Annotated in this window: 25 protein-coding genes; 16 read left to right on the forward strand and 9 right to left on the reverse strand. The window is 63.7% G+C overall.

The features are described 5' to 3' along the window. Positions 1 to 83: 83 nt before the first annotated feature. The 3 genes from efp to ACAM55_RS16140 all read left to right on the forward strand — a co-directional run bounded on the left by efp (position 84) and on the right by ACAM55_RS16140 (position 2,425). Positions 84 to 638: an elongation factor P gene (gene efp, locus ACAM55_RS16130; RefSeq protein ID WP_028258883.1), complete on the forward strand. Its 555-nt coding sequence runs from the start codon at positions 84 to 86 to the stop codon at positions 636 to 638. An 82-nt stretch (positions 639 to 720) separates the two neighbouring features. Next, positions 721 to 1,500: a crotonase/enoyl-CoA hydratase family protein gene (locus ACAM55_RS16135; RefSeq protein ID WP_369652518.1), complete on the forward strand. Its 780-nt coding sequence runs from the start codon at positions 721 to 723 to the stop codon at positions 1,498 to 1,500. 61 nt (positions 1,501 to 1,561) lie between these two features. Beyond that, positions 1,562 to 2,425: a TIGR00730 family Rossman fold protein gene (locus ACAM55_RS16140; protein WP_369652519.1), complete on the forward strand. Its 864-nt coding sequence runs from the start codon at positions 1,562 to 1,564 to the stop codon at positions 2,423 to 2,425. On the opposite strand, the gene ACAM55_RS16145 is transcribed toward ACAM55_RS16140, so the two are convergent. The 5 genes from ACAM55_RS16145 to pncB are packed head-to-tail and all read right to left on the reverse strand — an operon-like array spanning position 2,420 to position 8,655. Continuing rightward, a complete protein-coding gene (locus ACAM55_RS16145; RefSeq protein ID WP_369652520.1) occupies positions 2,420 to 3,589 on the reverse strand; it encodes an MFS transporter in 1,170 nt (389 codons plus the stop codon). The two genes, ACAM55_RS16140 and ACAM55_RS16145, sit on opposite strands and share 6 nt — an antisense overlap. Next, the gene (rmuC, locus tag ACAM55_RS16150; RefSeq protein ID WP_369652521.1) at positions 3,586 to 4,965 is read right to left on the reverse strand and encodes a DNA recombination protein RmuC; all 1,380 of its coding nucleotides are present in this window, start codon (positions 4,963 to 4,965) and stop codon (positions 3,586 to 3,588) included. Before rmuC ends, ACAM55_RS16145 begins: the two co-directional genes overlap by 4 nt. Positions 4,966 to 4,998: 33 nt before the next feature. Continuing rightward, positions 4,999 to 5,985, reverse strand: a complete 987-nt coding sequence (locus ACAM55_RS16155; RefSeq protein WP_369652522.1) for a 2-hydroxyacid dehydrogenase — start codon at positions 5,983 to 5,985, stop codon at positions 4,999 to 5,001. 11 nt (positions 5,986 to 5,996) lie between these two features. Beyond that, positions 5,997 to 7,409: a sodium:proton antiporter gene (locus ACAM55_RS16160; protein WP_369652523.1), complete on the reverse strand. Its 1,413-nt coding sequence runs from the start codon at positions 7,407 to 7,409 to the stop codon at positions 5,997 to 5,999. A 25-nt stretch (positions 7,410 to 7,434) separates the two neighbouring features. Continuing rightward, on the reverse strand, positions 7,435 to 8,655 hold the full coding sequence (gene pncB / locus ACAM55_RS16165) for a nicotinate phosphoribosyltransferase (RefSeq protein ID WP_369652524.1): 1,221 nt from the start codon (positions 8,653 to 8,655) through the stop codon (positions 7,435 to 7,437). Between the two features lie 182 nt (positions 8,656 to 8,837). Between pncB and ACAM55_RS16170 the strand changes: the two genes are divergently transcribed. Next, the gene (locus ACAM55_RS16170) at positions 8,838 to 9,071 is read left to right on the forward strand and encodes a CsbD family protein (RefSeq protein ID WP_013540393.1); all 234 of its coding nucleotides are present in this window, start codon (positions 8,838 to 8,840) and stop codon (positions 9,069 to 9,071) included. 78 nt (positions 9,072 to 9,149) lie between these two features. Beyond that, positions 9,150 to 9,557 carry a hypothetical protein gene (locus ACAM55_RS16175; RefSeq protein WP_369652525.1) on the forward strand — a complete coding sequence of 136 codons (408 nt, stop codon included), beginning with the start codon at positions 9,150 to 9,152 and terminating at the stop codon, positions 9,555 to 9,557. 67 nt (positions 9,558 to 9,624) lie between these two features. On the opposite strand, the gene ACAM55_RS16180 is transcribed toward ACAM55_RS16175, so the two are convergent. Further along, positions 9,625 to 10,068: an acyl-CoA thioesterase gene (locus tag ACAM55_RS16180; RefSeq protein WP_369652526.1), complete on the reverse strand. Its 444-nt coding sequence runs from the start codon at positions 10,066 to 10,068 to the stop codon at positions 9,625 to 9,627. Further along, positions 10,065 to 10,991 (reverse strand): histone deacetylase, encoded by a 927-nt coding sequence (locus ACAM55_RS16185; RefSeq protein ID WP_369652527.1) that lies wholly within the window; start codon positions 10,989 to 10,991, stop codon positions 10,065 to 10,067. The genes ACAM55_RS16180 and ACAM55_RS16185 overlap by 4 nt, the downstream gene beginning before the upstream one ends. 178 nt (positions 10,992 to 11,169) lie before the next feature. On the opposite strand from ACAM55_RS16185, the gene ACAM55_RS16190 reads away from it, so the two are divergent. From ACAM55_RS16190 to ACAM55_RS16205, 4 genes are all read left to right on the forward strand, one after another. Further along, on the forward strand, positions 11,170 to 11,721 hold the full coding sequence (locus tag ACAM55_RS16190; RefSeq protein WP_369652528.1) for a phasin family protein: 552 nt from the start codon (positions 11,170 to 11,172) through the stop codon (positions 11,719 to 11,721). 175 nt (positions 11,722 to 11,896) lie between these two features. Further along, a complete protein-coding gene (locus tag ACAM55_RS16195) occupies positions 11,897 to 12,655 on the forward strand; it encodes a 3-hydroxyacyl-CoA dehydrogenase (protein ID WP_369652529.1) in 759 nt (252 codons plus the stop codon). 231 nt (positions 12,656 to 12,886) lie between these two features. Continuing rightward, positions 12,887 to 13,384 (forward strand): hypothetical protein, encoded by a 498-nt coding sequence (locus ACAM55_RS16200; protein WP_369652530.1) that lies wholly within the window; start codon positions 12,887 to 12,889, stop codon positions 13,382 to 13,384. A 38-nt stretch (positions 13,385 to 13,422) separates the two neighbouring features. Further along, on the forward strand, positions 13,423 to 13,917 hold the full coding sequence (locus ACAM55_RS16205; protein ID WP_369652531.1) for a hypothetical protein: 495 nt from the start codon (positions 13,423 to 13,425) through the stop codon (positions 13,915 to 13,917). Between the two features lie 216 nt (positions 13,918 to 14,133). Here ACAM55_RS16205 and ACAM55_RS16210 read toward each other — a convergent pair. Then, positions 14,134 to 15,269, reverse strand: a protein-coding gene (locus tag ACAM55_RS16210; RefSeq protein WP_369652222.1) for an IS3 family transposase whose coding sequence is annotated in 2 segments (ribosomal slippage) — positions 14,134 to 15,008 and positions 15,008 to 15,269 — 1,137 coding nt in all. Because the reading frame shifts where the segments join, the coding sequence is not laid out codon by codon here. A gap of 114 nt (positions 15,270 to 15,383) precedes the next feature. On the opposite strand from ACAM55_RS16210, the gene ACAM55_RS16215 reads away from it, so the two are divergent. From ACAM55_RS16215 to ACAM55_RS16230, 4 genes are all read left to right on the forward strand, one after another. Next, on the forward strand, positions 15,384 to 15,848 hold the full coding sequence (locus tag ACAM55_RS16215; protein WP_369652532.1) for a hypothetical protein: 465 nt from the start codon (positions 15,384 to 15,386) through the stop codon (positions 15,846 to 15,848). A 161-nt stretch (positions 15,849 to 16,009) separates the two neighbouring features. Beyond that, positions 16,010 to 16,549: a hypothetical protein gene (locus ACAM55_RS16220; protein WP_369652533.1), complete on the forward strand. Its 540-nt coding sequence runs from the start codon at positions 16,010 to 16,012 to the stop codon at positions 16,547 to 16,549. Positions 16,550 to 16,859: 310 nt separating this feature from the next. Continuing rightward, positions 16,860 to 17,021: a hypothetical protein gene (locus ACAM55_RS16225; RefSeq protein ID WP_369652534.1), complete on the forward strand. Its 162-nt coding sequence runs from the start codon at positions 16,860 to 16,862 to the stop codon at positions 17,019 to 17,021. Between the two features lie 47 nt (positions 17,022 to 17,068). Further along, positions 17,069 to 17,527, forward strand: a complete 459-nt coding sequence (locus ACAM55_RS16230; protein WP_369652535.1) for a hypothetical protein — start codon at positions 17,069 to 17,071, stop codon at positions 17,525 to 17,527. Between the two features lie 118 nt (positions 17,528 to 17,645). On the opposite strand, the gene ACAM55_RS16235 is transcribed toward ACAM55_RS16230, so the two are convergent. Then, entirely contained in the window at positions 17,646 to 18,590 is a 945-nt protein-coding gene (locus tag ACAM55_RS16235; RefSeq protein ID WP_307574668.1) for a YihY/virulence factor BrkB family protein, read from the reverse strand. A gap of 83 nt (positions 18,591 to 18,673) precedes the next feature. Between ACAM55_RS16235 and dnaG the strand changes: the two genes are divergently transcribed. The 3 genes from dnaG to ACAM55_RS16250 all read left to right on the forward strand — a co-directional run bounded on the left by dnaG (position 18,674) and on the right by ACAM55_RS16250 (position 24,633). Then, positions 18,674 to 20,650, forward strand: a complete 1,977-nt coding sequence (dnaG, locus tag ACAM55_RS16240; protein ID WP_369652536.1) for a DNA primase — start codon at positions 18,674 to 18,676, stop codon at positions 20,648 to 20,650. 306 nt (positions 20,651 to 20,956) lie between these two features. Further along, positions 20,957 to 23,305, forward strand: a complete 2,349-nt coding sequence (gene rpoD, locus ACAM55_RS16245; protein ID WP_369652537.1) for an RNA polymerase sigma factor RpoD — start codon at positions 20,957 to 20,959, stop codon at positions 23,303 to 23,305. Between the two features lie 92 nt (positions 23,306 to 23,397). Beyond that, positions 23,398 to 24,633: a multidrug effflux MFS transporter gene (locus ACAM55_RS16250; protein ID WP_369652538.1), complete on the forward strand. Its 1,236-nt coding sequence runs from the start codon at positions 23,398 to 23,400 to the stop codon at positions 24,631 to 24,633. Positions 24,634 to 24,637: the final 4 nt, after the last annotated feature.

Genomic DNA, 24,637 nt, shown 5'->3' on the forward strand with positions numbered 1-24,637 from the left:
CGCCGGCAAGCCGTTGCACCGCAACATTGCAAACGTCGCCGATGGCCCCGTGCACCGAGCGGCCAACATCCAGAGAACCTGATATGAAAATCGCTCAAGAAATCCGCGCCGGCAACGTCATCATGCACGGCAAGGACCCGATGGTCGTCCTCAAGACCGAATACAGCCGCGGCGGCCGCAATTCCGCCACCGTGCGCATGAAGCTCAAGAGCCTGATCGCCAACTTCAACACCGAAGTGGTCTTCAAGGCCGACGACAAGATCGACCAGATCGTGCTGGACAAGAAGGAGTGCACCTATTCCTACTTTGCCGACCCGATGTACGTCTGCATGGACACCGAGTACAACCAGTACGAAGTCGAAGCCGAGAACATGGGCGACGCCCTGAACTACCTCGAAGACGGCATGGCCGTCGAAGTGGTGTTCTATGACGGCAAGGCCATCTCGGTCGAACTGCCGACCAGCGTCGAGCGCGAAATCACCTGGACCGAGCCGGCCGTCAAGGGCGACACCTCGGGCAAGGTCATGAAGCCCGCCAAGATCGCCACCGGCTTCGAAGTGCCGGTGCCGCTCTTCGTCGCGCAAGGCGACAAGATCGAAATCGACACCCGCACCGGCGAATACCGCAAGCGCGTCTAAGTACCTCCCGGCGGGCTGACTGCCACCAGACAAAAGGCTCCTCAAGGAGCCTTTTTTCGTTGATGGGCTTACCCTTCCGGCCATGAACACATCCGCCAGCGTCCGCACCGAGATCGATGGGCCGGTCAGCACCATCGTCATGAGCCGCCCCAGGCAGCGCAACGCCGTCGACCGCCCCATGTCCGATGCGCTGCGCGACGCCTTCGAACGCTTCGAGGCCGACGAAAGCCAGCGCGTCGCGGTGCTGTGGGGCGAACACGGCACCTTCTGCGCGGGCGCCGACCTCGGCGCGGTCGGCGATCCGGCGCGGCGCAATGAGCTCGACCCCGAAGGCGGCGGCTCGGGGCCGATGGGCCCGACCCGCATGGCGCTCGCCAAGCCGCTGATCGCCGCGATCAGCGGCCATGCGGTGGCCGGCGGGCTGGAACTCGCGCTGCTGGCCGATCTGCGCGTGGCCGAGGAAGACGCCGTGCTTGGCGTGTTCTGCCGGCGCTGGGGCGTGCCGCTGATCGACGGCGGGACGGTGCGGCTGCCGCGCATCGTCGGCATGGGCCGCGCGCTCGACCTCATCCTGACCGGCCGGCCCGTCGACGCCCGGGAGGCGAACGCCATGGGCCTGGTCAACCGCGTGGTGCCTCACGGCCACGCCCGCCAGGCGGCCGAAGCGCTCGCGCGCGAGATCGCGTCGTTCCCCCAGCAGTGCATGCTGGCGGACCGCCATTCCGCCTACGCCCAATGGGACCTGCCGCTGGCCGATGCACTGCGGCAGGAGGGCCGGCTCGGCGTCCCCATCGTTGCGGCCGAAGGCGCGGCGGGCGCCGAGCGCTTCGTTCGCGGTGCAGGCCGGCATGGCGCTTTCTGAGCCGCCGGGCATGGCGGCCGCAACGCTGCACAATGCAGCGAGTCTTTCTGTCTGATTCCCCATGAACAACACGCACAACCTTCACGACAAACGCCTGGCGGATGCCTGGGCCACCCTCAAGGCGCACTCCGAAAAAGGCCTCCCGCTCGATCTCGATCCTTCGCGCCTGGCCTTTGCCGACCCGGAATTCCTGCTGCGCCGCGAAACCCGCGGCATCCGCATGCAACTGGAGCTGATGAAGCCCGACCTGGAGCAGCGCGCCCACGGCATCGAGAACACCGTGGTGGTTTTCGGCAGCGCGCGCTTTCGCAGCGAGGAAGAAGCCGCCGCGCTGGTCGCGCAGGCCGACGCCGCCGGCGACGCCGTGGCGGCCGAGCGCTGGAGGCGCCTGGCGCGCAGCTCGCACTACTACGAGAAGGCACGCGCCTTCGGCAAGCTGGTTGCGCAGTACAGCAACGACAAGGAACCCGAGGACAAGCTTTTCGTCTGCACCGGCGGCGGCCCCGGCATCATGCAGGCGGCCAACCGCGGCGCGCACGAAGGCGGCGGAATCTCGGTCGGCCTGGCCATCGCGCTGCCCATGGAGGAGGAAGCCAACCCGTACGTCACGCCGGCGCTAAGCTTCAAGTTCCACTACTTCGCCATCCGCAAGATGCATTTCATGATGCGTGCGAAGGCGCTGGTGGCGTTTCCGGGCGGCTTTGGCACGCTCGACGAGCTGTTCGAGGTGATCACGCTGGTGCAGACCAAGAAGTCCAAGCCGGTGCCGATCGTGCTGTTCGGCTCGGCCTACTGGAAGAAGCTGATCGACTTCGACTTCCTGGTCGAAGAAGGCGTGATCTCGCCGGCCGACGTGAAGCTGTTCGAGTACGTCGACGCGGCGGAAGACGCCTGGGACGCGATCAAGCGCTTCTACAAGCTATAAGGGCGCCTTCAAGCCCCAGGTGGCCCGGGCTCCCAGCGCAACAACACCGCCCACCACCCAGAAAACGCCCGCGATGCCGATCAGCGCACCGATCGATCCGAACAGCATCGGCATCGCCACGCTCGAGGCATTGATGGTCATGAGCCGCAAGCCCAGCGCCTCGCCGTGCCGCGCGTGCGGCGTGATCTGGTGCAGCATGCTCATCACCATCGGCTGAACCGCTCCGAGGGAAAAACCCAGGACCACCGAGCACAGGCCCATGGCCCACGCCGAATCGAGCACCGGGTACACCGCGAAGACTGCGGCCGTGACGATGGTCGAGCTGAGGATCACGCTGCGCTCCGAAGCGCGCGAGGCGATCAGGGGCAGCACCACCCGGATGGCGGCTGCGGCGATGGCAAACGCGCCGAGGATGGAGCCGATCACCGAAGCGCCGATGCCGCGCTCGTGCCCCAGCACCGGCAGCACGAAGGCATGCACGTCCCAGCTCGACGATTGCAGCCAGTTCACGAACAGCAGGCGGCGGAACATCGGCTCGCGCAGCAGGTCCCAGGCCCGTGTCGGCACCGCCCCGGGCGTGGGCGCGGTCCCCGGGGGCTCATGCGCGCCGCGCGCGAGCATCCAGCAGAGGATCGGCAGGAAGGCCATCACCGCAAAGCAGACGCGGAAAGCCAGCATGTCGGCGGGCGCGCGCCCGGCATGGTCGATCAGCAGTCCGGCCACGAAAGGACCGACAAAATTCGCCACCGCAGGCGCAATGGCCAGCCAGCTGAACACGCGCTTGAGCTGCGTGGCGTTGGTGGCGGAGCGGCCCACGTGGCGCTGCAGCGCGATCACGGTCGCGCCGGTGGCACCGCCCGTGAGGAGCGCCGCAATGCACATGACCGGGAAGGTCGGGAAGACGAGCGCGAGGCCCGCACCGGCCGAAGCGGCAATGACCGAAAGCCACAGCGGCCGCTTGAAGCCGTAGCGGTCGGCAAAGCGTCCTGCCGGCAGGGCCAGGAACACCTGCGTGAGCGCAAAGAGCGCAATCAACACGCCCACGGCCGCCGCGCTGTATCCCTGTTGCAGCGCCAACAGCGGTGTTGCGAGCCGCATGCCGGCCATGGTGGCGTGCAGGCAGACCTGGGCGCCGATGACGCGCAGCAGTTCGGAGCCTTTCACGGGGTATCGTCGCCCTCGCTGTCCGTGGTGTCGGCCGTGGAGGGCAACAGCACCTGCGACTGCGCCTCGGGCAGCGCCTCGACCTTGCGCAGCGCCAGGCGCATCTGCTTGGCGCGCGTGTCGGCCTTGTCGAGCGTGTCGGAGGCCTTGGCCACCTGCTCCTTGATGCGCGAAACCCATTCGCCATAGCGCTCGAACTCGGTCTTGACCGCGCCCAGCACCTTCCACACCTCGGACGCCTGGTGCTCCAGTGCCAGCGTGCGAAAGCCCATGTGCAGGCTGTTGAGCATGGCAAGCAAGGTGGTCGGCCCGGCCAGCGTGACGCGGTGCTGGCGCTGGATGGCGTCCATCAGGCCCGGCCGCCGCAGCACTTCGGCGTAGAGGCTTTCGACCGGCAGGAACAGGATGGCGAAATCCGTGGTGTGCGGCGCGGCCAGGTAGTTTTCGGCAATCGACCTGGCCTCGCTGCGTACGCGCGCTTCGAGCGCCTTGGCCGCAAGCTCGGCGCCGACAGCGTCGGCGCGCTCGTGCGCATCGATCAGGCGTTCATAGTCGTCGCGCGGGAACTTGGCGTCGATGGGCAGCCAGACGGGCGCACCGTCTCCGCCGCGGCCCGGGAAGCGAATGGCAAAGTCGACCCTCTGGCCGCTGCGCGGCTTGGTCTCGACCTGCTTGGCGTACTGCTCAGGCGTGAGCACCTGTTCGAGCAGCGCCTCGAGCTGTACTTCGCCGAACACGCCGCGCGTCTTCACGTTGGTCAGCACCCTTTGCAGGCTGCCGACTCCCACGGCCAGCGTCTGCATTTCGCCCAGGCCCTTGTGCACCTGCTCGAGCCGGTCGGCCACCTGCTTGAAGCTTTCGCCAAGGCGGGCTTCGAGCGTGCTCTGGAGCTTCTCGTCGACCGTCCTGCGCATTTCGTCGAGCTTGGCGGTGTTGGTCTGCTGCAGCTGCGCGAGCTGCGTTTCCATGGTCGTTCGCACTTCGGCCAGGCGGCGCGCATTCGACTCGCTCAGCCCCTGCAGCTGGGTGTTGAGCGTGTCGGCGAGGGTCTTCTGCAAGGAGGCGAGCTGCAGCGAGAAAGCGTCGAGCTGGGCATTCTGCGTGCGCGTGGCCTCCGCGCCCTGCTGCACCAGCGCCTGCTGGAAAGTGGCGAAGGCCTGGGCGGTTTCCTGCCGCGCGCCGCGCGAGCTCTCGCCCATTTCATGGCGCAGTTCGCGCTCGGTGCGTTCGTTGGCGGCACCCATGGCGGCCAGCACCGCCAGCACCTCGCCGTGGTCGGGCCCGGGTTGCCGTCGCGCGAGCAGCCAGATCAGCAGAGCAAGCTGGACGACGGCGAGCGCCGCCAGCAAAAGAAGAATCAAGTCGGGAAGTTCCAAGGTCGGATCGCCGCGTCGCTGCTCGCCGGCTCGTTACTTGGCGGCCGGCGGAACGGGCGTGACGGGCGTCAGCGGCCCCTTGCCGCCGAACCAGGCAATGAGGTTGTCGGCTGCGAGCTCGGCCATGGCGCGGCGCGTGGGCACGGTCGCGCTCGCGATGTGCGGCGTCAGGACCACGTTGGGCACGGTCAGCAGATCGGGGTGGACCTTGGGCTCGCCTTCGAACACGTCGAGCCCCGCTGCTGCAATGCGCTTCTCGCGCAGCGCCACGGCCAGCGCCGCATCGTCGACGATGCCGCCGCGCGCGATGTTCACGAGCGTGGCGGTCGGCTTCATCAGCGCGATTTCGGCCGCGCCGATGGTGTGGTGAGAAGCCGGCGAATACGGCACCACCAGCACCACGTGGTCGGCCGTCTTGAGCAGCTCTTCCTTGCTGACGTAGCTGGCCTTGCATTCGGCCTCGAGCGCGGCGTCGAGCCGCGAGCGGTTGTGATAGACCACCTTCATGCCGAAGCCGTGCGCGCCGCGCTTGGCAATGCCCTGCCCGATGCGGCCCATGCCGATGATGCCGAGCGTCGAGCCGTGGATGTCGGAGCCCGCGAACATGTCGAAGCTCCATTTCTGCCACTTGCCCGCGCGCAGGAAATGTTCGCTTTCGGTGATGCGCCGGGCGGTGGCCATCAGCAATGCAAAGCCGAAGTCGGCCGTGGTTTCGGTGAGCACGTCGGGCGCGTTGGTGCCGAGCACGCCGCGCGCGGCCATCGCATCGACATCGAAGTTGTTGAAGCCCACGGCCATGTTGGCGCAGATCTTCAGGTCGGGACAGGCGTCGAGCACCGCGGCGTCGATGCGCTCGCTGCCGGTGGTGAAGGCGCCCTGCTTGCCCTTGAGCCTGGCGATCAACTGCTCCTTGCTCCAGCTCTCATCGGCCTGGTTCGACTCGACCTCGAAGTGCTGCGAGAGGCGTTCGATGGTTTCGGGAAAGATCGCGCGTGCGACCAGGATCTTGGGCTTGTTCATGATGTTTGCACTCAGCGGAAGAAGATGAAGGTGGAAAGAACGAACAGCGGAATCAGGACGGCCACGGACCAGCCCATGTAGCCGAAGAAGCTCGGCATGCGCACGCCGCGGCTCTCGGCGATGGCCTTGACCATGAGGTTGGGCGCGTTGCCGATGTAGCTGTTGGCGCCCATGAACACGGAGCCGGCCGAGATGGCGGCCAGCGTGGTGGCGTAGGTGGTCATGAGCGTGGCCGGATCGCCGCCCGCCGTGTTGAAGAACACCAGGTAGGTGGGTGCATTGTCGAGAAAAGAGCTCAGGATGCCGGAGGCCCAGAAGTACATGGCCGGATCGGGCTGGCCGTCCGCACGTGTCACGGCCGCGATCACCGCGCCGAACGGACCGTGAACGCCGGCTCTCAGCATCGCGATCACCGGGATGATGGTCAGGAAGATGCCCGCGAAGAGCTTGGCCACCTCGGCCATCGGACCCCATTCGAACTGGTTGTCGGCATGCACCTTGGCCGATGTCATTTTGAACGAGAGCAGCGTGATGGCGATAAGGCCGATGTCGCGCACCAGACCGGGCAGGCCCACGTGCGTGCCGAACACGTCGAAGCTCACGGGCGATTTCCAGATGCCGGAGAGCAGCACGAGAAAAACCACGCCGCCCAGCAGCCAGAAATTGGCGGCACCGTCGAAGCCGATGCGGCGGGTGTCCGGCGTCGGGTCGATCGGCAGCACGCCCTCCTTGCGGTAGTGGTAACTATCGATGACGTAGAACAACGCGAGCAGCATGCCGACCAGGAACAGCGTGTTCGGCAGGATGTTGCGCGCCGTCCAGAAGAAGTCGACGCCCTTCAGGAAACCGAGAAACAGCGGCGGATCGCCCAGCGGCGTGAGCGAGCCTCCCGCATTCGAAACGATGAAGATGAAGAACACCACCACGTGCGCCTTGCTCACGCGGTTGTCGTTGGCGCGGATCAGCGGCCGGATCAGCAGCATCGAGGCGCCCGTGGTTCCCATGAGGCTCGCAAGCACCGCGCCGACGGCCAGGATGGCCGTGTTGAGGCCGGGGGCGCCATGCAGGTTGCCGCGAATGTGGATACCGCCCGCCACCGTGAACAGGGCGGTGAGCAGGATGATGAAGGGGATGTATTCCTCGACCAGCGCATGCACCAGCCGGGATCCGGCCAGCGGCGCCCCATGGATCGCGGCAAAGGGAAGCAGGAACGCCAGCGCCCAGGCGGCGGAGATCTTGCCGTAATGGTGATGCCAGAATGACGGCGCGAGCAGCGGCATGAGCGCGATCGACAGCAGGATGCCCGCGAACGGAACGCCCCAGAGCGCCGACAGCTTGCTGCCGTCGAGGTCGGCGGCCATGGCCAGCGCGGGAAACATCATCGGCAGCACTGCGGCTGCCGCGAGGCGAACTGTTTTTTTCATGGGGCCGTACCGTACCAGACAGGCGTCAGGCCGGCGGCTGTTCGATCTCGAACACCTGGCGCAGATAGGCCAGGTATTTTTCGTCCTCGCACATGTTCTTGGACGGGGTGTCCGACAGCTTGGCCACCGGTTGGCCGTTGCAGGTGATCATCTTGATGACGATCTGCAGCGGCTCGTAGCCGAGGTCGTTGGTGAGGTTGGTGCCGATGCCGAAAGCCAGCTGGCAACGGCCGCGGAACTGCTGGTAGAGCTCGACGGTGCGCGGCACCGTGAGGCTGTCGCTGAAGATCAGCGTCTTGGTGCGCGGATCGACCCGGTTGGCAATGTAGTGCGCCAGCATGCGCTCGCCCCACTGGAACGGATCGCCGCTGTCATGCCGCGCGCCGTCGAACAGCTTGCAGAAGTAAAGGTCGAAGTCGCGCAGGAAGGCGCTCATGCCATAGACATCGGACAGCGCAATGCCGAGGTCGCCGCGGTATTCGCGGGCCCAGCTCTCGAAGCCGAAGATCTGGCTGTCGCGCAGCCGGGGGCCGAGCCCCTGGCAGGCCTGGAGGTATTCGTGCGCCATGGTGCCGAGCGGAATGAGGCCGAGCTTCATGGCATAGAGTACGTTGCTGGTACCCGCGAGCTGGGGCAGCCGCGCGCCGGGCTGGGCCTGCACCGGCGGCGAGGTGACGGCGCCGAGCCTTGCGTTCAGGGTACGAAGAACCTCTTCGTGCCAGTCCTTGGAGAAGCGGCGGCGGGTGCCGTAGTCGGCAATCTTGAGATCGGCCAGGCCGGCATCCTGCAGCTGCCCGATCTTGGTTTCCAGGCGCCGCCGGCCTTCTTCGATATCGGGTTTTTTCTGCGTGTTGCGAAAGTAGACCTCGTTCACGATCGCCAGCACCGGGATCTCGAACAGGATGGTGTGCAGCCACGGCCCCTTGATGCGGATCTCGAGTTCGCCCGAGGGCTGGGGCGTGATGCTGATGTACTTCTCGTTGAGCCGGAACAGGCCCAGGAAGTCGACGAAGTCGCTCTTGATGAAGCGCATCGAACGCAGGTAAGTCAGCTCGGCGTCCCGGAACTGGAGCGAACAGAGGCTTCGCACCTCCTCGCGGATCTGTCCGGCGAACTGCGCCAGGTCGATGCCCGGGTTGCGGCACTTGAACCGGTACTCGACCTGGGCTCCCGGGAAGTGATGCAGTACGACCTGCATCATGGTGAACTTGTAGAGGTCTGTGTCGAGCAGGCTGTGAATGATCATGGTGCTGGTACGGCGCGCGTTTGTCCCGGGCTTTTTCGGCGTGCGACCGATTATCACGGGCAGCGTCGGCTTGTGCCTACGGCGCCAGCACTGGGCGTCCTACCGTCAGGGTGAATAGGCCCCGCGACAGTGTGTTCACGGCGGCCATGGGCTCGCCGAATCAACCTTTCAAGGAGATTCGCATGAACAAGGACACCATCGAAGGCAACTGGAAACAGCTCAAGGGCAAGGTCAAGGAGCAATGGGGCAAGTTGACGGACGATGACTTCGACGTGATCGCGGGCAAGCGCGACCAGCTGCTCGGCCGCATCCAGGAGCGCCACGGCATCAGCCGCGACGAGGCCGAAAAACAGGTCAAGGAATGGGAATCGCGTGACGGCCGCACGCCGGACGCCCTCTGGTACGAAAAGTACTGAGCACGCGGGCGGCCGAAAGGCGGCCCCTGCCCTCCCAATCCTTATTCAATTCTCCTCAACCGCAAAGAAGGAACTCCAATGAAAAAACATCTGCTCATGCTCGCTCTGGCCTCCACGTGCTTCATGGCCACCCAGGCCGGCGCGATGACCAAGGACGAGTACAAGGTCGCCAAGGAAAAGATCGAAGCCGACTACAAGGTCGCCAAGGCCAAGTGCGACGCGATGAAGGACAACGCGAAGGATGTCTGCCAGAAGGAAGCCAAGGGCACGGAAGACGTGGCGAAGGCCGAACTCGAACAGCAGTACAAGCCGAGCGACGCGCATGCCCGCAAGGTGGCCGAAGAGAAGGCGAAGGCTACATACGAGGTTGCCAAGGAAAAGTGCGACGACCAGGCCGGCGATGCCAAGGCCGCCTGCGTGAAGCAGGCCAAGGCCGACGAAGCCCAGGCCAAGGCTGAGATCAAGGCCAAGAAGAAGGCCATGTAAGGCCGCGGCGGCCCGAGCGGCCGCGCCACAGGAGAAACGGCGCCCTCGGGCGCCGTTTGCGTTGGGATCAGGCTTTCAGCGCGTCGACCACGCGCTGCAGCGCCTCGGACAATGGCACCGGCCGCTGCGTGGCCCGGTCCACGTACACGTGCACGAAGTGGCCTTGCGCGGCCGCGGTTTCCGCCCCCTCCGCAAAAAGCGCAATCTCGTAGCGCACGCTCGAGCGCCCGGCCTGGGCCACCCGGATGCCCGCTTCCACCGTCTGGGGAAAGGCGATCGGGGCGAAATAGTTGCATTGCGTCTCGACCACGAAGCCGATCGTCTGCCCCTGGTGGATGTCGAGCGCGCCGCGCTCGATCAGCAGCGCATTCACGGCCGTATCGAACCAGCTGTAGTAGACGACGTTGTTGACGTGGCCGTACATGTCGTTGTCGGCCCAGCGCGTGGGGATGCTGCGGAACGCGCGGTAGCCGCCTCGGGCATGCGGCGTGGGTTTGTTGGCGGAGCTCATCGCGCGGCATTTTGCCAGCGGCGCCAGTAGTCGAAGGCCACCCTGAAGGTGCCGACTTGCACCTGCACCGTCTCGGCAATGTCGCTGGCATAGCCCCCGGCCATGGCGAAGGCCAGTGGAATGCGGCGCTGCCAGGCCCAGTCGAACACCCGCCGGTCGCGCGCCTCCAGGCCGTCGAAGCTCAGCTTGAGCCGGCCGAGCCGGTCGCGCTCGAAGGGGTCGGCGCCCGCCAGGTAGATCACCAGCCCGGGCAAGAAGCGCCGGTCGAGTTCGTCGAGGGCGTGTTCGAGCGCAGTGAGGTACTCGGCATCGCCGCAGCCATCGGGCAGCTCGACGTCGAGGTCGCTCGCCTCCTTGCGGAAAGGAAAGTTCTTCTGCCCATGCAACGAAAGCGTGAAAACGCTGGGGTCGTTGCGGAAGATGCTGGCCGTGCCGTTGCCTTGGTGCACGTCGAGGTCGACCACGGCCACCCGCAACTGCCGCCCGCTGCGGCCATGCTCCGCCTGCATCAGCCGCGCGGCCACCGCGGCGTCGTTGAAGACGCAGAATCCTCCGCCCTTGTCGGCATGGGCGTGGTGGGTACCGCCCGCCATGTTGGCCGCCACCCCGCCGGCAAACGCCGCGCGGCAGGCGGCAATGGTCGCGCCGGTGGAACGGCGCGAACGCTCGACCATCGCCTCGCTCCAGGGAAAGCCGATCTCCCGCATGGCCTGCGTGCTCACGCTGCCATCGCTGATGGCGGCGATCCACTGCGGGGTGTGCGCCAGCGCCAGCTCGCCATCGGTGGCGCGGGGCGCCTGCGCCATTTCCACCGACGGCAGGTGCTCCAGCAGGCGGTCGCGCAGCAGGGCATAGCGGGACATGGGAAAGCGGTGGCCCGGGGGCAAGGGCAACACGAACTGGCCGGAATAGAAGGCGCGCATGCCTGCATTCTGGAGCGCGGGGCGAATTTAGAAAGTGTGTTCTAAATTGCTGCAAAGCAGCAAAACCCCCTTGATCGCAAAGCTGTGCTGCCTATACTTGAGGCCATGCTGCACCGCAACATAGAGACGAGGGGCAGCGCAACGTGAACCACCACCCATCCTTTCTGGAGATTCCCAAATGGCCCTGACCGCTGACCAAATCCTCGCCGCCCAAAAAGCAAACCTCGAAACCCTGTTCGGCCTGACCACCAAGGCTTTCGAAGGCGTGGAGAAGCTCGTCGAGCTCAACGTGACCGCCTCCAAGGCTGCCCTGGCCGAAGCCGCCGGCACCGCCCAAGCCGCCCTGAACGTCAAGGACGCACAAGAACTGCTGACGCTGCAAGCCAGCCTGTTCCAGCCCCTGGCCGAAAAGACCGCCGCCTACAGCCGTCACCTGTATGACATCGCCCAAGGCACCGGCGCCGAATTCACCAAGGCTTTCGAAACCAAGGCTGCTGAAGCCCAGCAAACCTTCGTCGGCCTGGTCGATAGCGCTTCCAAGAATGCACCCGCCGGTTCGGAAACCGCCGTTGCCGTGCTGAAGAGCGCCGTGGCTGCTGCCAACAACGCTTTCGAATCGGTCCAGAAGGCTGTCAAGCAGGCTTCCGACGTCGCCGAAGCCAATTTCAACGCCGTGTCGACGCAAGCCGTTGCCGCCGCGAAGACCGCGACCGCTCCGCGCAAGCGCTAAGCCGCCGGCCATACCAGTTGTCTCCTTGGGTCCTCACGGATCCAATTCAGGGCCTCATCTTCGGATGAGGCCTTTTTTTTCGGGCATTTCTTGCTCGCCCCCAGGCTGCGCGCACCTCGTGTCGCTTGGTTCTCCCTGTCTTCGATAATGCGTGCCTTATCCCAGGAGACTCTCAATGCAGATCGACGGCAAGGTTTTTATCGTGACCGGTGGCGCTTCGGGCCTCGGCGAAGGCACGGCGCGCATGCTGGCGGCGAACGGCGGCAAGGTGGTCATCGCCGACATGCAGGCTGACAAGGGCGAAACCGTCGCGCGCGACATCGGCGGCGTGTTCGTGAAATGCGACGTGAGCCAGGAGGCCGACGGCCAAGCGGCGGTTGCCGCGGCACAGAAGCTCGGCAAGCTGGTGGGCCTGGTCAACTGCGCGGGCATCGCACCGGCCGAGAAGACCGTGGGCAAGAATGGCGCGCATGCGCTGGCGGTGTTCAGCAAGACCGTCACGGTCAACCTGATCGGCAGCTTCAACATGATCCGCCTCGCAGCCGAGGCCATGTGCAAGAACGAGCCCGAAGCCACCGGCGAGCGCGGCGTGTTGATTTCCACCGCCTCGGTGGCCGCATATGACGGGCAGATCGGCCAGGCGGCGTACAGCGCCTCGAAGGGCGGCGTGGTCGGCATGACGCTGCCGATCGCGCGCGACCTGGCGCGCAACGGCATCCGCAACATGACCATCGCCCCCGGCATCTTCGGCACGCCCATGCTGTTCGGCATGCCGCAGGAGGTGCAGGACGCATTGGCCGCCAGCGTGCCCTTCCCCTCCCGCCTGGGCACGCCCGAGGACTATGCCAAGCTCGCCAAGCACATCATCGAGAACGACATGCTCAACGGGGAGGTGATTCGTCTCGACGGAGCGATTAGATTGCCCCCTCGTTGAAACGCGCGTGAATAGGGAGCTTCGCGCTCCCATTTTTTGCAGCGAATCGATTTAGAGTGACTATCGAGGTTGGCTACTCAATCGAAGCCCCAAATTTAGCGGGGTAGGCGGGAGCCGAAAATGTGATCACGCCCAAGGCGCCGCGAGCTTCCGATCAAGCTATCCTTTCAATAGCAATGTCCGCTCCGTTCGGGTTCCATAATCACTCCACCAACAAACGAGGAGCGAAGATTGACAAGCAAGTATGTCGAGCTATCCGACCTGGCTGTCGCGCATACCAAGGCTCGATTTGATTCGAGCAAACGCGCTCAGCTTCGCGTCAAACAACTTGTGGATGGCTACGCTCTCTACTTGGGCGCTCCAACGGCTGACATGAAGTTCTGCCGCATGGATGGCAATCTTGAACGTTCAGGTGAAGTCGCCCCCCTCGATACGCTCCCCCATCTGGTGCTGGGCATGCAGGGCTTTTGGCACTTTTGCTTCAGCATCGACTTCAAACGCGGGCAGTTCGGTCACTTCGTCAATGAATTCAACAAGCTGGCCATCAGGGAGAACGGTGACGGCTCGATCACTGCTCGCATGGACGGGAAGGAATTCAAGGTCGATTCGATGGAGCCCAAGACGACTTTGCCGCTCTATGATCATCTCTACCAGTTGTCGAAGGAAGGGTTGGCCAAACCATTTGAAGAGCCGAGCAAGCGGATTGGCTTTGTCGAAACCGACGACTAGACCCTCGCCACTACGATCAACGCCTCACAGAACTATTCGTGCAGTTAGATGATTTAGTAAAGATTGTGGGCATCGCCGCCTCGGTGGGCGCGCTCGTCGGCGGGTTGATCAGTTGGCTGTGGAAGTACGTGCAGCAATCCGATCGCATCACCGTTCGGTTTGGAACCGCCCACTATGAGGAGACGCCGGCCTACGGGATGCACGTCATCAGCAGGCGTGATCACAAAATGGAAATCACAGATTTCGGATTTGTGCTGATGAACGGCAAGCTGGTTTCTGCTCCGGTTGTATGGGAGCAAGTGTTCGATGACGGTAATCCGTACGACGGTGTTAGCGGCTCGAAAATCCTTACGGAGCGCAACGCGCGGTTCGAGGCAACGATGCAGCTGTACAACATGGAAGTTGTCGGGGCGTATGCTGAAACTTCAACACAAAACCACTCAACGCTCGGCTTCTCAAGCCGCCATGCGCTTCACTGGTGGGATCGTATTCGCATTCGGCTCAAGCAATACATCAAGCCCGAATTCAATTGAGGAAGCACTGCGCCACCCCAAACGGCCAATCTGCGCCGTCGTCAGCTTCACTAAGCGCCCTCGTTCTCTTGGACAGACGGGCCAGCTAGCGTAGTGGTGGTGCGTAGCCGGGGTACCGCACCGAGACTGTTGCCGGTACGAATCAAGTCTTCGTGAGCCGCTGACCTGCCCCCTTCTGCCGTGCCATTCATAACGAGGAAGTCCGGGGTTGCAAGATTAATTAATCTCGGTGGTTGTTGAGGTGGATCGAGCTGCATCGCCAGCGCGCTGGCGATGCAGCTCGGCGAACTTCGACGGAGGCATTCGCTGGCAACTGCTGTGCGGCCTGACCTCGTTGTAGTCCTGGCGCCAGAGCGTGATGGCCGATCGGGCCTGCTGCAGCGTCTCGAACCACTGTTCGTTCAGGCACTCGTCCCTGAACTTGCCGTTGAAGCTCTCGATGTAGCCGTTCTGCATGGGCCGTCCCGGCTCGATCAGGATGTGACGGATGCCATGGGTCTGCGCCCAGCCCATGAAGGCGCGACTGGTGAACTCCGGGCCGTTGTCGGTGCGCACAGCCAGCGGGTAGCCTCTGAACACGGCCGCTTGATCCAGCAGTCGCGTAACGTATTGCCCCGAGATTCCCCAGTCCACCGAGATGCTCACGCATTCGTGGCTGAAGTCATCGGCCACGGTCAAGCACTTGATGCGCCGTCCCGTGCTCAGGCTGTCGCTGACGAAGTCCATGCTCCACACCTCATTGACCGTCGTGGCCAGTTGCAGCGGCACGCGTTCGTTGGCGGGGCGTTTGACCTTCTTGCGCTTGCGCACCGCCAGGTTGGCGGCGCTGTACAGGCGGTAGACGCGCTTGTGGTTCACGCCCGGGAAGTGCGGGCGCAGCATGTCGTGGATGCGCCGATAGCCGAAGCGCCGACGTGCATGCGCGATCTCGACGATCTTGTTGCTGAGCTCTTGCGTCATGGCATCGACCTCGGGTGGGTTGCGGTAGCTGTCGCGGGAGAGCCCCACAAGCCTGCAGGCGCGTCGTTCGCTCAGATCGCATTGCCCGATCATGATGGCGACGGCCGCGCGCTTGGCTTGCGGGGCTATCGCTTTACCCCGAAGGCCGTGTTCAGCGCGTGGATGTCCAGGTGCGCTTCGGCCAGCAGCTTCTTGAGTTTGTTGTTCTCGGCCTCGAGCTCACGCAGGCGCCTGGCATCGGGCACGTCCATCCCGCCGTATTTGGCGCGCCATTTGTAGAAGGTCGCATCACTGAAGCCGCCCTTGCGGCACAGATCTTTGATCGGCAAGCCAGACTCGGCTTGCTTGATGAAACCGATGATCTGCTCCTCGGTGTATCTGCTCTTTCTCATGTCCGTCATTCTCCAAGTTGACGGACTTCACTGCCACTACGCTGGTACGGCCGGGAGGGGGCAGGTCAGGAAGAAAAAGTAAATCTCTCGCAGTTCACGCCAGCCGTGGAAGCGATGGAGACAACGATCTTGGATCGTGCGAAGACGAAGGCCGAGAAGGCGGCGAAAGAGATTGAAGAGAAGGCAGCACTGGCGCTGAAGAACCGACGCCGCAGCCAAGAGAACGCGAACGCTGCAGCCCAGCGCACTCGCATGAAGAAGATGTACGAAGAGAAGAAGGAGATGCACGCTCAACTGGGCGTGGCGATCAACGAGATGCTTCGTCAGTTCTGCCAGGAGCTACAGGGTCTGTTGCTCGTCAAGGTCGATCAGTTGTTCGACCGTGATGCCGTTGAGCGGCGCAAGAGCCAGATGTCGATCCTGAAGGAAACGATGGCGACCGTGACCATGCTTCAGAAGATGCAGGAGTCCTTGGAAGACAAGTACAACATCAAGAAGGAAGACGCCAAGGAGAACAACGGCGACAACGTGCTGCTGTTCAAGAACGCTCAGAAGCTCATGGCGAAGGCAACAAAGTAGTAATTTGATACTCGAACCAGCGCCGCTCGCGGCGATGTACGAAAAACTTGCTCTGTCTACCCTCCTCGTGCCTATAATTCGTAACGGCATTCGTCATTCTCATTCGTGTCTCTAATTTGCAACGAATTAGAATGTAACGAATAACGTGTTACCATTCGTCCATGACTTTCGAAACTGACGCGATGAACCCGTCACTGACGGCGAAAAGGCGCACGAACGTTATTGCCGAGGCGCTGAGAGAGAAATACCAGAAGGTCAGATTTCTTCGAGCGGAGCTGGATAGAGAGCAACACTCATTGATGAGTGCGCTTGAAAAGCTCGCTGCTCGGGTAAAGGAAGCCGACTGGGAGCTTGAGGAGTTGAAGCAGGCTCTGGCGGAGTACGAGGTGACGGTCGAGCCAGAGTTGGTCGTGGAGAGCGAGGAAGCTAGCTGGAGAAGGGAACAGCATCGCTACGTGCAGGCGCAAGGGCAGCCGCCGTTGGTTGAGTTGTATCCGGTATCACGACAGCAGAAGAACGCTGTGAGCCTGGAGGTCAGGTCGCTGCTGGAAACGTTTGGTCCGTTGCCGCTTCGTGACATTCACAAGCTGCTACGCACGAAAGGTGTGGAGACTCCGAATTTGGGACGGTTGTCGCAAATCTTGTCGGAGTCGTCGATGTTTGAAGCGGACCGCGCGAAAGGGTGGTCACTAAGAGAGTGAAAGGCCCGGGTTTGGACGACCCGGCCTTTCGGTATCCAAAACAACCCCGTCTGGAGACGGATCTTGAGAAGAAAGGAGGAAGTAGTGGATAGCAACCAGCAAAAGTTAATAACGTAATCGCTGTCGCCGGATCAATCGTAACTTGGCTGAACCACTCAGTCCAGCTGATTCGGTAGTACCCGACGACGGCGTAGTTATTTATGCGACGGACTTGCGAGTCCGTAAACAGGCTTCGGCCACGTGGCCGAAGCCCTCACGAACAGCATTTGCTGTTGGTATCCATAAATTCAACCGTTGAAAGGGCCCAATCATGGCCGCAAACGAAAAGTCGTCTCCCTCCCTTGGCAGCTTGGCTGGCAAGGTCCTGCGTCAACCTTCCGCAACCAAGGCCGCGCGGCAGTTGGCTGGCTCTGTGCTGACGCAGATGCCGGACCGCAAGCCCTCGCCGCCCCCGGCGCGCAAGGGCAAGTAAAGCAGCAAGGGCACCTTCGGGTGCCCTTTTTCTTCGGAAGGACTTTCATGACCACCTACGTACTCGACACCAACGTATTCAACAAAGTTGTCGAAGGTGTTTTCGACCGTAGTTCGCTACCTGCAGATTCCTCGTTCGTCGTTTCGCACGTCCAGATCGAGGAACTGAACAACACTTCTGATAAAGAACGCCGACTTCAACTCCTGCTTACGCTCGCGCAGCTTCGCCCGACCCTTGTTCCAGCCGAATCGATGATCTGGGACGTCTCCCGCTGGGATCATGCCAAATGGGGTGATGGAGCGATCTACACGCAGGTCAAGACTGGCCTCGACGCTTTGAACAAGGGCAAGGCAAAAAACATTCAGGATGCGCTGATCGGTGAGATCGGAATCGTCAACGGACACACGTTGCTGACCGCTGACAAGGATCTCGCCGCTGTGGTCCAGAGTCTCAATGGCTTGGTTGAGTTTGTGTCGCCCAAAGCACTCACTGCGACCGTCCGCTAAGGCCTTCCCTGCGAATGGAGGTCACGCGCCCTGGGCTCAATTTCGGGATCATTTTTTATCCGGACGAAATCCTCGCTGGGGAACCCCGAGTTTTTTCAGCTCATCGAGAACGACAAGCTCAACGGGGAGGTGATTCGTCTCGACGGAGCGATTCGACTTCCGCCCCGGTGATCGGCGGCACCGCCGTGCTGCCGGTGCGGTCCAGCCGCTCGTACTGGGCGATGACCTGGGCCCCCAGCAGCACGAGCGTGGCGGCAATCTCCAGGCTCAGCAGCACCACGATGGCCGTGGTGAGCGAGCCGTAGACCACGTTGACCTGCGAAAGCGTCGAGAAGTACCAGATCAGCACATGCCGCGTGCCCTCCCATAGGAGCGCGGCCGTCGCGCCGCCGAGCAGCGCGTGGCGCAGCGACATGCGGCCCGCCGGCATCACGAGGTAGAGCGAGGTCAGCATGAAAATCTCGCCGCCGAGCCCCAGCAGGTAGAGCAGCATCCCCGACACACCCGACAGCGACCAGTCGCGCCCGAACAAGTCGACGCTTTCCTGCCCGACCAACTGCAGCGCGCCCGACACCAGCGTCATCAGCACCAGGCCCACGCACAGGAACAGGATGTACAGGTACGGCATGACGGCGGAAACCAGGAAATGCCGCCGGTGGTCGGCCTTGCGGTGGTGAAAGATCACCGCCATGGCGCTTTCGAGCACGCTGAAGGCCAGCGAGCTGAAGAAAATCATTGTCACCAGCAGTACGGGGCCCATCACGTCGCGATGGTCGAGAAAGTTCGACAGCTCCGTGACAATCGCCTTCGACTGGCCCGGCAGCAGCCATTCCAGATACCTGCCGATGGTGCGCAGCAGTTCGGCCTGCTCGATCAGGTGAGACATCGCAATGACGCTCACGATCAAGAGCGGCACGATGGAGAGCAAGGCGTAGTAGGCCACCGCGCCCGCGAGCAGCAGGCCCTGGTTGGCGCGGAAGGCCTTGAGCGCATCCCAGACAAAATTCAAGGGATGGCGCAGCAACAGCGGCGCGGCGTGGTGCAATGGTTTGGGCGTCGTCATCCGTGGACTCCGGGTCACTCCGAGTATGGCGCCCGCGCGCGGGCGTTCGGCCGCTTGCGTATGATTTGCCGCTCTTCGCCTACATGACCATCCCCGCCTCTTTCATCCAGGAACTCATCGCGCGTGCCGACGTGGTGGAAATCGTCGGGCGCTATGTGCAGCTCAAGAAGGCCGGCGCCAATTTCATGGGGCTGTGTCCGTTCCATGGCGAAAAATCGCCCTCTTTCTCGGTCAGCCCGACCAAGCAGTTCTATCACTGCTTCGGCTGCGGGGTGCACGGCAACGCCATCGGCTTTCTCATGGAGCACGCCGGCATGGGTTTTGTCGAGGCGGTGCACGACCTCGCCGGCCAATACGGCCTGCAGGTCCCCGAGGACGATGCTTCCCCCGCCGAACGCGCGCGCGCCGCGAACCAGCGCCAGAAGCAGGCCACGCTGACCGACGTGCTCGAAAAAGCCGGCGAGGCCTACCGCAAGGCGTTGCGGCAGGCGCCGGGCGCCATCGAATACCTGAAGGGCCGGGGCGTCTCCGGCGAAGTGGCCAAGCAGTTCGGCATCGGCTACGCGCCCGCGGGCTGGCGCACCCTGGCCAGCGTGTTTCCCGACTACGACGACCCCCTGCTCGCCGAGAGCGGGCTGGTGATCGTCAACACCGAAGACGGCGCCGAAGACGCCAAGCGCTACGACCGCTTCCGCGACCGCGTGATGTTTCCCATCCGCAACGTGAAGGGCGAATGCATCGGCTTCGGCGGCCGGGTGCTCGGCGACGAAAAGCCCAAATACCTGAACTCGCCCGAAACGCCGGTGTTCAGCAAGGGCCGGGAGCTCTACGGCCTGTACGAGGCGCGCGCCGCCTTCCGAGAGCGCGGCTATGCACTGGTGACCGAGGGCTACATGGACGTGGTGGCGCTGGCCCAGCTCGGATTTCCGAACGCGGTGGCCACCCTGGGCACGGCCTGCACCACCGAACATGTGCAAAAGCTCTTCCGCTTCACCGAGTCGGTGGTGTTCAGCTTCGACGGCGATGCGGCCGGCCGCCGCGCCGCGCGCAAGGCGCTCGACGGCGCCCTGCCCTATGCCACCGACGTGCGCAGCATCAAGTTCCTGTTCTTGCCGGCCGAGCACGACCCCGACAGCTTCATTCGCGAATTCGGCGCCGACGCCTTCGCCCGCTTCGTGCAGGAAGCCACGCCACTCTCGCGCTTCATGATCGAGGCCGCACGCGAAGGCTGCGACCTCACCACCGCCGAGGGCCGCGCCCACATGAGCAGCAATGCCCGGCCGCTCTGGAGCGCCATGCCCGACGGCGCGCTCAAGCGACAGCTGCTGAGCGAGATCGCCACGCTGGTGCAGCTCGACGCAGCCGCCCTGTCGGAGCTCTGGGCCGCCACGCCCGGCCCGCGCAAGGCCGCGGCGGCGCCCGCGCCACGCCATGGCGGCGAGCCGGGAGACCCATTCGACTACTCCGACATGCCGCCGCCGTCGGAATACGAACCGCCGCGCTACGAAAACGATAGCAAACCGCGTGGCAAATTCACCAAGGGCAAGCGCTGGGGCGGCAAGTTCGAGGCGCCCATCGAGCCGCTGCGCGGCCGCGGCAAGCCGCCGAGCCGGCCCGACGTGGCGGTGCGCCTCCTGCTGTCGAACATGGCGCAGTGGGAAGCGTTGTCGCACGAATTGCACCTCATGCTGTGCGACCTGCCCGGCCCGCACGGAGCGCTTTTCACCTGGCTCGACAGCCAGCTGCACGAGCATGGCGTGCAGCCCTGGGCGGCGCTGCGCGAAGGCATGCGCGGGCTCGATTTCGAACCGCTGGCGGAGCGGCTCATGGCCGTTTCGGAGAGCGCCCCGCCCGCCGAAGGCGAGGAAGAGCAGCACCTGGCGGACGCCGCCAAGGAGCTTTCGAGCGTGCTCGACTTCATGCTCGACGACCGCCTGAAGGCCCAGCAGAGCGAGGCCATCGCCGCCGTGGGCTCGGACCCGAAGGCCCTGGAACGCTACAAGGCGCTGGAGGCCCGAAGACTCGAATTGCGCGCCCGCCTCAAGCCCTCAGGGGCATAAAACTGCTTGAAATTTGCGCAGTAGGCTATAATGTAAGGCTTCGCAACTGGCGAAATTAGGCAAGAGCGACAGCAGCACCTCCGGGCCGACCCCTAGCGCAACGCACTCCAACGGAAAAAATCCGACGGAAAGGGTCACTTACCGCAAGGACTGCACACCAAATGTTCGCCCGACATCTTGCCTGACGAGGAATTTCTTCCTCTTTCCCAATTGTTCCTGTCCGTGCCTGTGCGCGGGCTTGGTGGCGCCGCCCGCGTGGCGGTGCGCCTGTGATTCGCTTGGTCCATCTTGCTGTAACGAGGTCGTATGCCCAGTTCAAAGAAGCCTGCTCCTTCACTCGCCAAAGGCGCCACCGCAAAGCCTGTCGCAGAAAAACCGTTGAAAGCCGGCGTTATGCCGGCAACTAAGTCGGGTGCCGCCGCGTCCAAATCGGCAGCCGCAACGAAAGTGAAAACCGTGCCCACGAAATCGACCTCCATCGACGATCCGAAAAAAGCCACCGCCAAGACGGCCGCCCCTGCTGCCAAGAAAGTAGGCCGCCCGCCCAAGGCGGCCGGCGCCGCCGCGCCCGCCACCGGCGCCAAGCGCGGCCGCAAGCCCAAGGCCGGCAACGAAGCGCCCGAAAGCGACGTCGACCTGTCGGACATCGAGGACGACCTGGCCGGCGACGAACCGGCAGTTGCCTCGACCACCGAAGAAAAGGTCAAGCCGCTGCGCATGAAGATCAGCAAGGCGAAGGAACGCGCCTTGATGAAGGAATTCGGCCTCGACGAGACCGTGCTCTCCGAGGAAGACCTGGCCAAGCGCCGCTCGCGCCTGAAGACCCTGATCACGCTCGGCAAGACCCGCGGCTACCTCACGCACGGCGAAATCTCCGACCACCTGCCCGACAAGCTGGTCGACGCCGAGACCATGGAAGTCGTGGTCACCATGCTCAACGACATGGGTGTGGCGGTGTACGAGCAGACGCCCGACGCCGAAACCTTGCTGCTGAACAACACTGCGCCCACCGCCACCACGGTCGAAGAAGCCGAGGAAGAAGCCGAAGCCGCTCTGTCCACCGTGGACAGCGAATTCGGCCGCACCACCGACCCGGTGCGCATGTACATGCGCGAAATGGGCACGGTCGAGCTCTTGACGCGCGAAGGCGAAATCGAAATCGCCAAGCGCATCGAAGGCGGCCTGATGGCCATGATGGAAGCCATTTCGGCCTCCCCCGCCACCATCGCCGAAATCCTGCGCCTGGCCGCCGACATCCGTGAAGGCAAGGTCGTCATCTCCACCGTGGTGGACGGCTTCTCGAACCCCAACGAGGCCGACGACTACGTGGCCGAGGAGGACTTCGACGAGTTCGACGAGGAAGACGACGACGACGGCAAGGGCGGTTCCAAGGCCCTCACCAAGAAGCTCGAGGAACTCAAGCGCGACGCGCTCGAGCGTTTCGACCGCATCGCGGCGATGTTCGAGAAGGTCCACAAGATCTACGACAAGGAAGGCTACGGCACGCCGGCCTACCAGAAGGCCCAGCAGGCCCTGTCGGACGAGCTCATGACCATCCGCTTCACGGCCAAGACCATCGAGAAGCTGTGCGACCTGGTTCGCACGCAGGTCGACGACGTGCGCAAGAAGGAGCGCGAGCTGCGCCGCATCATCGTGGACAAGTGCGGCTTCCCGCAGGACGAGTTCATTCGCGACTTCTCGGGCTACGACAAGAACGGCAACCGCATCGCGTCGAACCTGCTGAACCTGAAGTGGGTCGAGAAGCAGGCCGCCGCCGGCAAGCCCTGGAGCGCCGTGCTCGCGCGCAACATTCCGCCGGTGCAGGAACTGCAGCAGAAACTCACCGACATCCAGTCGCGCGTGGTGGTGCCGCTCACGCAGCTGAAGGAAATCAACAAGCGCATGAACGAGGGCGAGTCGTCCTCGCGCGACGCCAAGAAGGAAATGATCGAGGCCAACCTGCGCCTCGTGATCTCCATCGCCAAGAAGTACACCAACCGCGGCCTGCAGTTCCTGGACCTGATCCAGGAAGGCAACATCGGCCTCATGAAGGCGGTCGACAAGTTCGAATACCGCCGCGGCTACAAGTTCTCGACCTACGCCACGTGGTGGATCCGCCAGGCCATCACCCGGTCCATCGCCGACCAGGCCCGCACGATCCGCATCCCGGTGCACATGATCGAGACGATCAACAAGATGAACCGCATCTCGCGCCAGCATCTGCAGGAGTTCGGCTTCGAGCCCGACGCCGGCATCCTGGCCGCCAAGATGGAGATCCCGGAAGACAAGATCCGCAAGATCATGAAGATCGCGAAGGAGCCGATCTCGATGGAAACCCCCATCGGTGACGACGACGATTCGCACCTGGGCGACTTCATCGAGGACAGTAGCAACACGGCGCCCATCGAAGCTGCGATGCAGGCGGGCCTGCGCGACGTGGTCAAGGACATTCTCGACAGCCTTACGCCGCGCGAAGCCAAGGTGCTGCGCATGCGCTTCGGCATCGAGATGAGCACGGACCACACGCTGGAAGAAGTCGGCAAGCAGTTCGACGTGACCCGCGAGCGCATCCGCCAGATCGAGGCAAAGGCACTGCGCAAGCTCAAGCACCCGAGCCGTTCCGACAAACTGCGCAGCTTTATTGATACGCTCTGAGCCGGTCTCCGGTATTTCTCTCTGACGAGGAGGCGCCCGCAAGGGCGCTTTCTTTTTTGGCCTCTACCGACAAGAAAAATGGAGCAAATCCCATGAATCCCGATGCAGACAAGCTCTGGCAAGCCCCGCGCTGGGCGCTTGCCGTGCTGCTCGCCGTGCTGGGCATGCTCGGTCCCTTTTCCATCGACACCTACATTCCGGCCTTCTCGGGCATCGCGCGCTCCATAGGCGCCACGCCGGCCGAAATGCAGCAGACACTTTCGGCCTACCTGTTCGGCTTTGCGTTCATGAACCTGTTCCACGGCGCGCTGTCGGACAGCTTCGGCCGCCGGCCCGTGGTGCTGTGGGGTCTCGCGGTGTTCACGCTGGCCTCGCTGGGTTGCGCGCTGTCGCAGAACATTGCGCAGCTGGTGCTGTTCCGCGGGCTGCAGGGCCTCTCGACCGGCGCGGGCATCGTGGTTTCGCGCGCCGTGATCCGCGACATGTTCCCGCCCGCCGACGCACAGCGCGTGATGAGCCAGGTGACCATCTACTTCGGCGTGGCGCCGGCCATTGCGCCGATCGTCGGCGGCTTTCTTTTCGTCCATGCCGGATGGCACGCCATCTTCTGGTTCCTGGTCGCGGTCGGCGTGATCCTGTTCGTGGCCAATTTCAAGCTGCTGCCTGAAACCTTGCACCAGAGCCAGCGCCAGCCGTTCCAGGTGCGGCACCTGATGCGCGGCTACTGGGACCTGTGCTCGGACCCGCGCTTTCTGCTGCTTGCATTCGCGAGCGGCGTTCCGTTCAACGGCATGTTCCTCTACGTGCTCGCCGCACCCGCCTTCCTCGGCGACCACCTCGCGCTGGCGCCGACCCAGTTCTTCTGGTTCTTCCTGCTGACCATCGGCGGCATCATGTCGGGCGCGTGGGCCAGCGGCCGCATGGCGGGCAAGGTGGCGCCCAAGCGGCAGATCCGCGACGGCTTCCTGATCATGCTGGTGACCTCGCTCGTCAACGTGGTGGCCAATTCGCTCTTCACCGCGCACGCCGCCTGGGCACTGTGGCCGCTGGCGGTGTTCGCTTTCGGCTGGGCGCTGATGGTGCCCGTGGTGACCCTGCTGGTGCTCGACCTTCATCCCGAGCGGCGCGGCATGGCCTCGTCGCTGCAGGCCGTGATCGGCTCCACCGCCAACGGCATCGTGGCCGGCGTGGTGGCACCGCTGGTCATGCATTCCACACTTGCATTGGCGCTCACCTCCACGCTGATGCTGGGCATCGGCCTCGTCGCGTGGGTCTGGTTGCATGGGCGGTGGCCCGAGATCGGCCGCCGGGTGGCCGCGGAGGCCTGACGCC

It is taken from the genome of Variovorax sp. V213 (assembly GCF_041154455.1).
In the GTDB taxonomy this organism is placed as follows: Bacteria; Pseudomonadota; Gammaproteobacteria; order Burkholderiales; family Burkholderiaceae_C; genus Variovorax.

Coding starts and splice junctions, on each gene's coding strand:
- ACAM55_RS16180 (WP_369652526.1), bottom strand. CDS start 10,068: ATGAGCTCCGCCAACAAACCCACGCCGCATGCCCGAGGCGGCTACCGC.
- ACAM55_RS16220 (WP_369652533.1), top strand. CDS start 16,010: ATGACTTTCGAAACTGACGCGATGAACCCGTCACTGACGGCGAAAAGG.
- ACAM55_RS16160 (WP_369652523.1), bottom strand. CDS start 7,409: ATGAAAAAAACAGTTCGCCTCGCGGCAGCCGCAGTGCTGCCGATGATG.
- efp (WP_028258883.1), top strand. CDS start 84: ATGAAAATCGCTCAAGAAATCCGCGCCGGCAACGTCATCATGCACGGC.
- ACAM55_RS16175 (WP_369652525.1), top strand. CDS start 9,150: ATGAAAAAACATCTGCTCATGCTCGCTCTGGCCTCCACGTGCTTCATG.
- ACAM55_RS16155 (WP_369652522.1), bottom strand. CDS start 5,985: ATGAACAAGCCCAAGATCCTGGTCGCACGCGCGATCTTTCCCGAAACC.
- dnaG (WP_369652536.1), top strand. CDS start 18,674: ATGACCATCCCCGCCTCTTTCATCCAGGAACTCATCGCGCGTGCCGAC.
- ACAM55_RS16225 (WP_369652534.1), top strand. CDS start 16,860: ATGGCCGCAAACGAAAAGTCGTCTCCCTCCCTTGGCAGCTTGGCTGGC.
- ACAM55_RS16230 (WP_369652535.1), top strand. CDS start 17,069: ATGACCACCTACGTACTCGACACCAACGTATTCAACAAAGTTGTCGAA.
- ACAM55_RS16250 (WP_369652538.1), top strand. CDS start 23,398: ATGAATCCCGATGCAGACAAGCTCTGGCAAGCCCCGCGCTGGGCGCTT.
- ACAM55_RS16135 (WP_369652518.1), top strand. CDS start 721: ATGAACACATCCGCCAGCGTCCGCACCGAGATCGATGGGCCGGTCAGC.
- ACAM55_RS16235 (WP_307574668.1), bottom strand. CDS start 18,590: ATGACGACGCCCAAACCATTGCACCACGCCGCGCCGCTGTTGCTGCGC.
- ACAM55_RS16140 (WP_369652519.1), top strand. CDS start 1,562: ATGAACAACACGCACAACCTTCACGACAAACGCCTGGCGGATGCCTGG.
- pncB (WP_369652524.1), bottom strand. CDS start 8,655: ATGATCATTCACAGCCTGCTCGACACAGACCTCTACAAGTTCACCATG.
- ACAM55_RS16185 (WP_369652527.1), bottom strand. CDS start 10,991: ATGCGCGCCTTCTATTCCGGCCAGTTCGTGTTGCCCTTGCCCCCGGGC.
- rpoD (WP_369652537.1), top strand. CDS start 20,957: ATGCCCAGTTCAAAGAAGCCTGCTCCTTCACTCGCCAAAGGCGCCACC.
- ACAM55_RS16170 (WP_013540393.1), top strand. CDS start 8,838: ATGAACAAGGACACCATCGAAGGCAACTGGAAACAGCTCAAGGGCAAG.
- ACAM55_RS16190 (WP_369652528.1), top strand. CDS start 11,170: ATGGCCCTGACCGCTGACCAAATCCTCGCCGCCCAAAAAGCAAACCTC.
- ACAM55_RS16195 (WP_369652529.1), top strand. CDS start 11,897: ATGCAGATCGACGGCAAGGTTTTTATCGTGACCGGTGGCGCTTCGGGC.
- ACAM55_RS16215 (WP_369652532.1), top strand. CDS start 15,384: ATGGAGACAACGATCTTGGATCGTGCGAAGACGAAGGCCGAGAAGGCG.